Source organism: Paracoccus sp. J56, assembly GCF_019633685.1.
Lineage (GTDB): Bacteria > Pseudomonadota > Alphaproteobacteria > Rhodobacterales > Rhodobacteraceae > Paracoccus > Paracoccus kondratievae.
The window spans coordinates 61,182-70,843 of the sequence record NZ_JAFL01000018.1; the positions used below are offsets into that span (position 1 = coordinate 61,182).

Here is a 9,662-nt window from a genome sequence, read left to right on the forward strand (position 1 = left end):
TAATCTGGTGTGGATCGTCTGTTCAATCAGAAGTCCGTTGAATCCTTGAATATTCTTGCATGTTATATTATAACATTTAAAAATGCCTGTAGATCGAGTGACCTGTTATGCCGATCCCTGCTGCCCTTGTGCGGGCGCATCTGAACTTTCTGCCCGATGAGACTGCCGACGACGCAATCCTGACCCATTACGGCAACGTGGCCGAGGCATGGGTTGCGTCTTATACCGGCCTGCCTTTCGACCCTGACAACGTGCTGATGCTGCAAGCGGCGCTTATGCTGATCGCGCATCAGTATGAGGCGCGCGAGGCCGTCACCTTTGCCTCGGCCTATCAGCTTCCTTTCGGCGTCACCGATCTGCTGTCCGGCATCAAACGGCAGGTTGTCGGCTACATCCCCGAGGCAGAGGAAGCCGCCAATGGCTGATCTGCTGCAAGGTTCCAAGGAACTGACCCGGAAGCTGCAAGCGATGCGCGATGCCGTTGCGCCGGTCCTGCGCCCGGCTCTGGTCGCGGCTGGCAATGAGGTTGCTAATGATGCGCGCAGCTTGGCCGAGGCATCCCGCCGCACGGGCGATCTGATCGAGTCGATTCACGTCACCGGACCCGGTGAGACCACCCCGCCGCATAGCACCGATGGCGGGCAGCGCACCGCTGGCGAATTTGAGGTGCTGGTGACGGCAGGCGACAGTGATGCCCGCCACGCGCATCTTGTCGAGGGCGGCACCGCGCACCGGCTGCACAAGGACGGCACCACGACCGGCACCATGCCCGCGCAACCGTTCTTCAACCCGGCATGGCGGCTGAACCGCAAGCGCCTCGAACAGCGCATTAACCGGCTGCTGCGCCGTGCGATCCGCGAGGCCAGCCAATGACGCCCGACATGGAACTGCAACGCGCGGTGCGGCTGGCGCTGATCGCCGCACCCGGCGTTGCCGCGCATATCACGCCCGAGCGAATCCGCACTGGCCTTGCCCGGCCCGAGGCCATGCCCTGCGTGATCATGACGCCCGCCGAGGTCCGTATCCTCGGCCATGCGTCTGGCGGTCAGGTGGTGGCCGAGGCCAGCATGAAGCTGCATATCTGGACTGCCGCCGATCACGCTGCCGTCGCGCAACAGATCACGGCTGCCGCCATGCTGGCGCTGATGGATGCACCGCGCCCGGCTGGTGCCGAGATCGACCGCTGGGAACGCCCGGTTATGGCATGGGTGCCCGATCCTGACCCGGCGCTGTCCTGCGCCCATGCGGTGATCAGCCTGCGCGCGGCGCTGCGGTGGAGGCGCTAAGATGCGCGCAGGACGTTTGACGAACCGCATTCAGATCGAACGCAATGCGGTGCTGGTCGATGATTACGGCCATGCCCGCGAGACGTGGTTGCCGGTCCTGACCTGCAAGGCCGAGATCAAGGACGCCACCACCACGGAGTTCCTGACCGGCCCGGGCGAGATGGACAACCGCAAGGCCGTGTTCCTGATCCGCTATCCGTTGGCGCAGATCACCACCGCCGACCGGCTGGTGATGGATGGCAAGGCTTACAATATCGTCGGGCTGGCCGAGATCGGGCGCAGGCGTGGCCTTGAACTGCGGGTGATCGCGGCATGAGCAAGCACCTGCGCGGCGTGAAGCCTGCCCTTGGCCGTGATGCCGAGGCGCTGACCAAGGCACCACCGGCACCGGCTTATCTGGCACCCCATGCAAAAGCGGAATGGCGGCGCGTCCTGCCGCTCTTGGTCGCGCGCGGTGTGATCACCAAGGCCGATCTGGCAGGCGTGGAAGCCTATTGCGCTGCTGCCGGTGCCGCGCGCCAGATCGGCGAGGCGATGGCGCTGGCCGGTGGTCTGCCCGATCTGCGGCTGGGCGGGCTGCAAATCCGCTACATGCAGACCGCGCGCCAGCTTGCCGCCGAATATGGCCTGACGCCGACCAGCCGCGCCCGTATAGGTGCTGTCGCTGATGCCGAGGCCGATCAAAGCGCACGCCCGAACCCCTTGAGTTTCCGCCGATGAGCGCCAGCGCCTATCCGCATTGGGTTTTTGACAACTCGCCTATCCCCGACCCTTTCGGATACGGCGAACAGGCCGTGCAATTCCTGCGGGCGCTGTCGCATCCGCAAAGCTCATTGCCGAGCTTTGCGTTCCAGCTTGACCCGTGGCAGGAGCGGATTGTTCGCCGCATCTACGGCCCCCGGCACCCGGATGGGACACGCATTGTAAAAGATGTCTGGTTGCAAATCCCGCGCGGAAACCGAAAGACTTCCCTTGCAGCCGCCTTGTCAATTCTGCACCTGATCGGCCCCGAAGCTGTTCCACAAGGGCAGGCATATTTTTGCGCGGCAGATCGCAAGCAGGCCGAGATTGGTTTTCTCGAAGCATTGGGAATTATCCGAATGGATAAGAACCTGTCTAACGCGGTGAGTGTTAATAACCCAAAAATTGGTGCCAAATCCATTCAAAGTCATTTAGATGGCTCCATTCTGGAAACAACCACGTCGGATGGTGACAAATTCCATGGCACTAGCCCCACCTTTGTTATGTGCGATGAGGTCCATATCTGGAAGAATCGCAAGCTATGGGAAGCGATGTATTCCGGTCGCAGAAAACGTGGCGCGCTATTCGTAACCTGCACTACGGCGGGACGGGGCAGGCATGGCTTTGCCTATGAGCGGTATTCCATGTTTCGGGATATTGCTTTGGGTAAGATCGCAAACCCATCAAAGTTACCGATCATATTTGAACCGGAAGAGGGCGACGATTGGCTTGATGAAGCCGTTTGGCATAAGGTCAACCCCGGATTGAGATATGGTTATCCCCTCTTGGATGAAATGCGCGAAGATGCAATTACCGCGCAGCATGACCCCATTGAATGTTATGCTTTCCGCCAATTTGCCTTGAATGAATGGCTTGGTAATTCAACTTCACCGCTATTCAATTTTGAGACATATGACGCGGGCGCTTTCGAGGTTGAAATTGATGATAACGGCCAGCGTGTCGATTACGAAACTGACCTTGAGCAATTCCCCTGCTATCTAGGCGTTGATTATGCCCAAAGCGGCGACCTTGCGGCTATCGTCGCAGCATGGCGGCACGATAGTGGCGAGTATGCCGGGCAGATTACAATTAAGCCTTGGTTCTTTGTGCAATCTGAAGGGCTGGAAGAGCGCGAGCGGCTGGAGCAGGTGCCTTATCGCCAATGGGTAAATGAGGGGTATTTGATTGAGGTGCCCGGCCCGGTGGTGACGCAAGAGGCTGTTGCCCAGGTGGTTAAGGAAATTTGCGCCCGGCATGACGTGCGACAGGTGCGCTATGACCCTTGGCGGTTTCGCGCTACCGCTGCGGAACTGCTGGCAGATGGCATTCCCATGGTTGAAATGCGCCAAGGTTCGGCAACCATGGGACCAGCCAACGGCGAACTTATCCGCGCCGTAAATGGACGCCTGATCCGGCATGATGGGCACCCGATCCTACGCAATCACTTTGACGGTGTTGCTGCGGTCACGAATAAGGCTGGCATGATCTGGATGGATAAAGCCGATCAGAAACGCGGCCACATTGACGGTGCTATTGCCGCAAGTATGGCCGTTTCCGGCGCAATTACCGCCCATGAGCAAGGCGGGCTTTACGCCCGCGACGATATTCTAGGACTACTGGTTGCATAACGAGTAAGGATTAAATCATGGCACTTGATGAAACTGGCCTGTTGGTCAAGCTTGAGGCAAATGTTGCTAAATGGGAGAAAGACTTTAACCGGGCGATTGTCCAGCAACAACGCGCCGCAAAGCGCATGGAGCAAATTGCCCGGCAAAACGCTAAAAAGATCACGTCAGAGTATGAAGGTATTGGCGGCCGAATTGGAAAGGCATTCAACGGCATTCCGGCATCGCTGAAAGGAATTGGCGGCGCTTTCCTTGGCGGCTTGGCGGGCGGTGTTGCCATTGGCGGCATTGACCAGATTGGGCACGGTATTGCGGGCGTTACGAAAGAGGTTGCAAACCTTAAGAACGAAGCTGAAAAATCTGGGGTCTCGACCACCGTTTTTCAGGAATGGAAATTTGTTGCCGACCAGAACAGGATCAGCATTGACGCCCTGACGGACGGCATTAAAGAACTGCATATCCGCGCCGGTGAGTTTTTCCTAGATGATACTGGCGCTGGTGCCGAGGCATTCAAAAAACTGGGTTATTCCGCCGAGGAACTTAAAGAGAAACTGAAAGCCCCCACTACCGCCATAATTGAAATTCTTGGCAAGCTGAAAAACTTTGACCAAGCCGGGCGGTCATTCCTGTTAGAGGAAATTTTCGGCGGTGCCGGTGAGCAATTCGGAACACTCGCTAATCAGAGTGAGGCTGCACTAACCGCCACGATCGCCCAAGCGCATGAAGTTGGTGCCGTGCTGGACTCGGAAATGATCAACCGCGCCGTCGAGATTGACCGGAAATTCACGGAATTAACCACGCGCGTCGAGAGTTTCGGGAAACGGGCAATTGTGGCAATTGCCGACGCGGGAGTTGAACTGGCCGACTTTCGGGCAAAGCTGGATGAAATTTTTACCGACGAGGCCGAGGGCCGTTCAATTCTGGGTGACGAGCTTTATGATGAGCTCGCCAAGAACCGCGACCTGCTTGACCAGAATGCGGCAGATGTTCGGCACCTGCAAAGCGAATACGATTATCTCGCACAGGCGGCCATGGCGACAAGCAACCGCCTCGCAGATGTGGAACGCGAGTTGGACGCCGCCGGTTATGGCGAACAGGCAACGCTGATCCGGCAGTATTCGGGGGCGCTGGCGGGACTGGCACAGGACTATGCGAGCGGGGCTATCGAGGCCGAGGATTTTAGCGCCAAGCTGGCGGATGTTCAGCAAGAGGCTGGTCGAGCCTTTGCCGCTCTAAATGACCTGGATGGGGTGTCTTTTGGCGGGGTGCGCAACGAGGTATCAAGCCTTGGGGGTGTCATTGCCAGCGTCACCCAAATGGCGAACGACCTTGCCACGGCGCTTGCGAAGGCTGCGGGTGTGGACCCCGGCACTAAGCAGCTTGAGGCGTTGCGCCAGCAACATTCAGCGCAACAGGCTTCGATGGACAGCCTAAACGCCATGCGCGAGGCGAATGAGCGTTTCACCGCATCCGAGCAAGCCCGCAACAGCGCCACGCGCGAGCAACTTGCTCTGGAACGCGAGAAAGAGGCCGTGCGCAAGCGTGCCGCCGAGGCTGGTGCGACTCTGACCGATCAGGAAGCGACGGCGGCGGCGCAAGCGGCACTAGCCGCCGAACAAGCCCGCGCTGCTGCTGATCGGGCGGGGCGTTCCGGTGGCGGCGGCGCTGGTGCCGGAAATGTGCAGATCGATGAATTTGCCCGCGAGGCCGAGGCAATCAAGAAGCGCACCCACGCCCTACAAACCGAGGCGACTGTTTTGGCGACGGTTAGCGCATCAACCGAGCGGCTGGGCGACGTTTCGGGGTATGCCGCGACGAAAGCCAGGCTGCTTGTCGCCGCGCAAGAGGCCGGGAAGCAAATCACGCCGCGACTTGAGGCGGAAATTGACGGACTCGCAAGGGCTTACGCCAATGCTGGCGAGGAGGCGCGAGCGGCAGGGCAGGAAATGCAGGACGCCAATGGCAAAATTGACAAGGGCGCAAGCGCATTGACCGACCTGTTTATGGCCGGGTTGGAAGGTTCAGAATCATTTGCGAGCGCCCTGCGCAACCTCGCTAAAGAGTTATTGCGAAGCCAAATTATGAAGCTAATCAGTGGTTTCGCCATGTCTGGCGCACCCGGATCGGGCCTTGTCGGTGCGCTTGGCGGTGCGCTTGGTGGCGGTTTCGCGGAAGGTGGCTGGACCGGGCCGGGATCGAAATACCAACCCGCGGGCATCGTTCATGCGAATGAGTATGTTTTTTCCAGGGAGGCCGTGAGGCGCATTGGTGCCGCCAATCTGGACGCGATGCACCGGGCCGCCAAATCGGGCGCTAGGGGCTATGCCTCTGGCGGGCTGGTAGGTGCCACCCAGAAGCTCAACAAGGCCGCTGGTGAGTCTCTGCGTGGCTCTACGGCGGCGCAATCCATCAATCTGGCGCCCACCATTCAAGTCAACGCTACTGGGGGAACGCCGGAGCAGAATGCGGACCTTGCATGGCAAATTTCTCAAGAGACTGAAAAGGCTATGCGCAATCTGATTCGTGATGAACTAACTCGCAACAAGCGTTCAGGTGGCATGTTGCGGTGATAGGATAAAAAAAACGATGTCGCGCAACGGCACGGGACGGCGGCTTCTATTAGCCGAGCAGTGTGTGGCGTAAGCCGAACCGGAACCGTCTCATCTATCCCCTAAGCTAAGCGAGGGGGGGGGGAAGCCCCCGAGGTTAGCCGGGGACAGGACCAAAAAATGTCCCGTTTTTGCACGTTTTATATAACCTATTTTATAACTAAAAGATTACTTAAGATTTATATAAAACGTGCAAAAACGGGACAACTTCCCCAGACCGTCCCGGTTCGACTTCGCGGGCTTCGCCCACTCAACCGTCCCCTGGATAAGGGAAGAAATTTTCCTCTACTGGTGCACCAGTGGGGTTGTATCATAACCCATTCTCTGCTATAACTGGTGCACCAGTAATAGATGTGAGAGCACTCATGCCACAGAAAGCAACTATCCGCATTCCCGCCGAGCGCATGACCCAGATTCAGCAAATCATTGCCGCGCGCGGGTTGAAGACCGTGAACGACCTTATCGCGTATTGGATTCGCCGTGAGGTTGGGGAAGGCACCATCCAGGCGGACATCCCCGGCGTGACGATCGAAATCGACACCAACAACCATGTCGGAATGACGATTGGCGAGTTGATGTTGAATACCGATCGCGAGGAAGCCAAAGAGCTGGCGCGGTCAATTCGGGCTATCACGCAAGGTCATGAAAAAGCACTCGCTACCAAGATCGTGCGGTTAAGGGCAGCGGGCACCGGCTTTGCCATTGAGTCCCTGCAAGGTCTTGGAAAATACGTCGCTAGCAAAAGCATCCTGAACGACATCGCGGATCAGATTGACGCGAGCGTAAAATGAAAAACGGCGAGCTATGTAAAGCCCGCCGTTCCCCAAGTCCTAACTAAGATTCTTATTTCATGGATTTATCGAAACTACAAGCTGAATGTGATGGGCTTTTCACAATTGAAGAGCTTCAAGAAATATTTCGTCCTGAACTGGATACCAAACCTGAACAACCTACGCCGGGGAAACCCGATTCCGATTGCGAGATGATCTGCGCTGAATTTCTCGCACTCAACCCTTATGAATCTCATTTACTCGCAGAACTTGCAAAAGTTGGTAGTGAGGAACCACAGGCCGCGCCCGAGCCTGAAACGGAAAAGCCTGAAACGTTATTCATAAAGGATGTTGCGTGGCCGGACTTTTCAGAACCGCCCTACCAGCATCGGACAAAGAAAGACCGTCGTGGAATTATCTGGGACTTTCTACCACCCGGCCAACCCATGACTGGCGATATAGTGGATTACGGCGGCATTTGGCGTCCCCGCCCGAATATTACCATGTGCAAAAGCCGATATGATCGGGCCGTGTTTACCAGAATCGAAGCGGAACGCGCTTATAATGATGCCTTGCGCGTCTATGGCCCTGACGCGGTGGAGACTATTGAAGCCAAGCGAGCATTAGAGGCCGCATGGGTTGCGCAATCAACAGCGATGAAAGAGGCGGATACGAAACAGGTGCGGGAACGCGACAGGATCGACCTTTGGCGTAAAGAACGTTCGGCTGAATATAACGCGAAACGCCGGAAGAAACGTGAGACACCTAATAGTGACCTGACCGGCATGTCACCGGAAGAGATGGCCGAGCATATCCGGGCACGAGAGCGCGAAAAAAAGCGTCGTCAACGCGCTGCGGCGAAAGCGGCAAAGGCCAATTCAAAATGAATATAGGCATATACCTACATGCCTATCTGGGTATTTGCCTATATGCCTATATAGTGAGTCAAATAACTTGACCTAAAAAATCTTTGGGGGACTCTTGAATTGCCGAATCGCTTATGCCAGATTATCCCCGGTCCTGACAAAGAGGTTTAATTATGGAAAAACACGATCCTGTTTACATCCCGGAAGCTGAATGGGATCAAATCAGGGGAACATTGGCATCAGCCTATATCGGCCCGCATTTGCAAGATCGGGCTGATTTGAGGGAAATTGCCGAGATTTTGGCAGGTGAAAATCTGATGGCTGAAAATATCTGGCCGGATTCGATCAGGAAAGATTGCGCCGCCTGAATGGCGCAAAGGTTTGGGCTGGCGCGGCCCGGTGGTCCGGCTCATTGCCACAAACGCGCCGGGCAAGACGGCGAGTGCCCTGCAACCCCGTCATGGTGTGGCGGAAACTCTTTGCCGCGCGACACTACATTGTTAGTTGTTTCGGGAATGGCGGGGGTAATCCCCCGCCATTTCTGCATGTGACGTTACGTCACTTAGCCCATTTTTAGGGGCGTCACAATGTTACAAAAGTTCCCGTAACTAATTGATTTTAGGTGTTCTAGGCAGAATTCAAGTCCCTCCACCCGCACCATATTGAAAAATATACACAATCTTGCGTATATAGGCAACGGATTTGACCCTGTGCCGAAGGGTTTTGGCACATGTTTTAGCACTATCACGTTCCGTCCCTGTTCTGTTCTCTACGACTCTGAGCCGCCTTGGAGACCTGCTTTTGATTTGCTTGTGAGCGGTACTTTTGGACCATCGTCAGCGTCTTGTGCCCTGTAACTGACTGGATCTCGGCGTCCGTACATCCTGCCTCGGCTAACTGCATGGCTGCGGTATAGCGCTAACCGTGACGAGGCATGACACCAGTGGGTTTACCCGAGCCCCATCGTCGGCGGCCAGCCATCGATGAAGAAAGTTGATTTCTCCATCATTCAGGTGACCGTCAGCGAGAAGGCCGCGGGCAATACCGATCAGTTCATGGATTTGCCGTTCGCCTATCCGTTGGCCGCGAAATTGGCCTGCCCGTGCTGTATCCGATATGTGAACCTCCATTTTTTCTCCTGAGCGTAGGAAGCAACTAACTGATTCTGGGAGTCAAAAATGGTCAACGGCATCCCCGAGGTTCAAGTCATGTTTCGCCGCAAAGCGGCGAAGGTTGTCGCAGCCGCCAAGGCGCAGGCGCGGGTTAGTGGAGAGCAGGTGACGTCCGCGATGTGTTATCTCGCGCCGCGAGAGGAGGGCGAATTGATCCGCTCGATCCGAGTGGAGGATGCAACGACGGTCCAGACCGGTAAGGGCTCGCGAGGGTTCATCGAAGTGGTGGTCAAGGTTGGGGACGAGGCCACGATAGTAACCAACGATCGCGGCGCCCTGTCAACGGCGGAGCAAAAGTCGGCCGGGGCGGCGGCGTAAAGTCCGGCCAGTTGGGGGGTGCGCCATGGCGCGCGCGCTGGCCACATAGCTGGCGCGAGCCATGGCGCACTGGCCCCTTAGGGCCAATCGTGGGTAGATATTTTATGGTGATCAGCGCTGTTTACGGGCTGTGCTGTTGGCGAGGCGATAGCTTTCGCCGTTCATCTCGATGATGTTGACGTGGTGGGTCAGTCGGTCGAGCAGCGCGCCGGTGAGACGCTCGGAACCGAAGGTTTCCGTCCATTCATCGAAGGGCAGATTGCTGGTGATCAGGG

The 9,662-nt window shown here is 56.9% G+C and carries 13 protein-coding genes; 12 read left to right on the plus strand and 1 reads right to left on the minus strand.

The window, feature by feature from the left end; genetic code table 11:
- Window positions 1-107 precede the first annotated feature (107 nt).
- The 12 genes from M511_RS13725 to M511_RS13780 all read left to right on the plus strand — a co-directional run bounded on the left by M511_RS13725 (window position 108) and on the right by M511_RS13780 (window position 9,387).
- Window positions 108-425: a head-tail connector protein gene (locus M511_RS13725; protein ID WP_085502482.1), complete on the plus strand. Its 318-nt coding sequence runs from the start codon at window positions 108-110 to the stop codon at window positions 423-425.
- A complete protein-coding gene (locus tag M511_RS13730; protein ID WP_085502483.1) occupies window positions 418-873 on the plus strand; it encodes an HK97-gp10 family putative phage morphogenesis protein in 456 nt (151 codons plus the stop codon). Before M511_RS13725 ends, M511_RS13730 begins: the two co-directional genes overlap by 8 nt.
- An 8-nt stretch (window positions 874-881) precedes the next feature.
- The gene (gp17, locus tag M511_RS13735; RefSeq protein ID WP_176224552.1) at window positions 882-1,286 is read left to right on the plus strand and encodes a tail completion protein gp17; all 405 of its coding nucleotides are present in this window, start codon (window positions 882-884) and stop codon (window positions 1,284-1,286) included.
- A 1-nt stretch (window position 1,287) separates the two neighbouring features.
- Window positions 1,288-1,602: a phage head closure protein gene (locus tag M511_RS13740; protein ID WP_085502485.1), complete on the plus strand. Its 315-nt coding sequence runs from the start codon at window positions 1,288-1,290 to the stop codon at window positions 1,600-1,602.
- Window positions 1,599-2,006, plus strand: coding sequence for a P27 family phage terminase small subunit (locus M511_RS13745; RefSeq protein ID WP_085502486.1), 408 nt, complete (start codon window positions 1,599-1,601; stop codon window positions 2,004-2,006). The genes M511_RS13740 and M511_RS13745 overlap by 4 nt, the downstream gene beginning before the upstream one ends.
- Window positions 2,003-3,655 carry a terminase large subunit gene (locus M511_RS13750; protein ID WP_085502487.1) on the plus strand — a complete coding sequence of 551 codons (1,653 nt, stop codon included), beginning with the start codon at window positions 2,003-2,005 and terminating at the stop codon, window positions 3,653-3,655. Before M511_RS13745 ends, M511_RS13750 begins: the two co-directional genes overlap by 4 nt.
- Before the next feature lie 17 nt (window positions 3,656-3,672).
- A complete protein-coding gene (locus tag M511_RS13755; protein ID WP_085502488.1) occupies window positions 3,673-6,222 on the plus strand; it encodes a phage tail tape measure protein in 2,550 nt (849 codons plus the stop codon).
- Window positions 6,223-6,626: 404 nt separating this feature from the next.
- Window positions 6,627-7,052: a hypothetical protein gene (locus tag M511_RS13760; protein WP_139824589.1), complete on the plus strand. Its 426-nt coding sequence runs from the start codon at window positions 6,627-6,629 to the stop codon at window positions 7,050-7,052.
- Between the two features lie 59 nt (window positions 7,053-7,111).
- The gene (locus M511_RS13765; protein WP_139824590.1) at window positions 7,112-7,918 is read left to right on the plus strand and encodes a hypothetical protein; all 807 of its coding nucleotides are present in this window, start codon (window positions 7,112-7,114) and stop codon (window positions 7,916-7,918) included.
- Between the two features lie 152 nt (window positions 7,919-8,070).
- Window positions 8,071-8,265 carry a hypothetical protein gene (locus M511_RS13770; protein WP_085502491.1) on the plus strand — a complete coding sequence of 65 codons (195 nt, stop codon included), beginning with the start codon at window positions 8,071-8,073 and terminating at the stop codon, window positions 8,263-8,265.
- Window positions 8,266-8,880: 615 nt separating this feature from the next.
- Window positions 8,881-9,039 carry a hypothetical protein gene (locus M511_RS13775; RefSeq protein WP_176224553.1) on the plus strand — a complete coding sequence of 53 codons (159 nt, stop codon included), beginning with the start codon at window positions 8,881-8,883 and terminating at the stop codon, window positions 9,037-9,039.
- 36 nt (window positions 9,040-9,075) lie between these two features.
- On the plus strand, window positions 9,076-9,387 hold the full coding sequence (locus M511_RS13780) for a hypothetical protein (protein WP_176224554.1): 312 nt from the start codon (window positions 9,076-9,078) through the stop codon (window positions 9,385-9,387).
- Window positions 9,388-9,498: 111 nt separating this feature from the next.
- Here M511_RS13780 and M511_RS13785 read toward each other — a convergent pair.
- Window positions 9,499-9,662, minus strand: a 164-nt coding sequence (locus tag M511_RS13785) for an ATP-binding protein (protein ID WP_176224555.1), incomplete at its 5' end; no start/stop codon positions are given.

Coding starts and splice junctions, on each gene's coding strand:
- M511_RS13725 (WP_085502482.1), top strand. CDS start 108: ATGCCGATCCCTGCTGCCCTTGTGCGGGCGCATCTGAACTTTCTGCCC.
- M511_RS13730 (WP_085502483.1), top strand. CDS start 418: ATGGCTGATCTGCTGCAAGGTTCCAAGGAACTGACCCGGAAGCTGCAA.
- gp17 (WP_176224552.1), top strand. CDS start 882: ATGGAACTGCAACGCGCGGTGCGGCTGGCGCTGATCGCCGCACCCGGC.
- M511_RS13740 (WP_085502485.1), top strand. CDS start 1,288: ATGCGCGCAGGACGTTTGACGAACCGCATTCAGATCGAACGCAATGCG.
- M511_RS13745 (WP_085502486.1), top strand. CDS start 1,599: ATGAGCAAGCACCTGCGCGGCGTGAAGCCTGCCCTTGGCCGTGATGCC.
- M511_RS13750 (WP_085502487.1), top strand. CDS start 2,003: ATGAGCGCCAGCGCCTATCCGCATTGGGTTTTTGACAACTCGCCTATC.
- M511_RS13755 (WP_085502488.1), top strand. CDS start 3,673: ATGGCACTTGATGAAACTGGCCTGTTGGTCAAGCTTGAGGCAAATGTT.
- M511_RS13760 (WP_139824589.1), top strand. CDS start 6,627: ATGCCACAGAAAGCAACTATCCGCATTCCCGCCGAGCGCATGACCCAG.
- M511_RS13765 (WP_139824590.1), top strand. CDS start 7,112: ATGGATTTATCGAAACTACAAGCTGAATGTGATGGGCTTTTCACAATT.
- M511_RS13770 (WP_085502491.1), top strand. CDS start 8,071: ATGGAAAAACACGATCCTGTTTACATCCCGGAAGCTGAATGGGATCAA.
- M511_RS13775 (WP_176224553.1), top strand. CDS start 8,881: ATGAAGAAAGTTGATTTCTCCATCATTCAGGTGACCGTCAGCGAGAAG.
- M511_RS13780 (WP_176224554.1), top strand. CDS start 9,076: ATGGTCAACGGCATCCCCGAGGTTCAAGTCATGTTTCGCCGCAAAGCG.